Source organism: Faecalibacterium sp. An77 (genome assembly GCF_002161315.1).
Taxonomy (GTDB): domain Bacteria; phylum Bacillota; class Clostridia; order Oscillospirales; family Ruminococcaceae; genus Faecalibacterium.
Genome location: NZ_NFHK01000124.1, coordinates 1 through 515 on the forward strand (window position 1 = coordinate 1; position 515 = coordinate 515).

The window sequence follows — 515 nt, forward strand, 5'->3', positions numbered from 1 at the left end:
CTGAAAAACAGTGAAGAAATCATCCATAACCCTAAAACGATCCTGCGTGTCATGAAAAAATACGGCTTATTGTCTGAAATCCGTCGCCGCAGACGTTGGCAGCAGATGGGGCAGCAGCTGCACAAATACCAGAATCTTCTCAATCGGAACTTTCAGGCCGAAGCGCCAAACCGCAAATGGGTGACCGATATCTCCTATATTCAAACCAAACAAGGTGTGCTGTACCTGTCCATGATCCGGGATCTGTACGACAACAGCATTGTAGCTTACAAGACTGCAACCCAGCAAACAGTCAACCTGGTACTGGATACTATCCGCCAGGCAGTGCGCAGAGAAAAGAAGAAGGTCGCCGCGGAGTTACAGCTCCACAGCGACCAGGGGTTTCAGTATACCTCGCAAGCGTACTTTAACCTGACTAAAGAATACGGCATTACACCATCTATGTCAAGACGGGGAAATCCGTATGACAACGCGATGGCTGAAAATTTCTTCTCTATCCTCAAAACAGAGTGCAT

The 515-nt window shown here is 47.8% G+C and carries 1 protein-coding gene; it reads left to right on the forward strand.

The window, feature by feature from the left end; genetic code table 11:
* On the forward strand, window positions 1-515 hold a 515-nt coding region (locus B5G28_RS14340), incomplete at both ends, for an IS3 family transposase (RefSeq protein ID WP_087249861.1).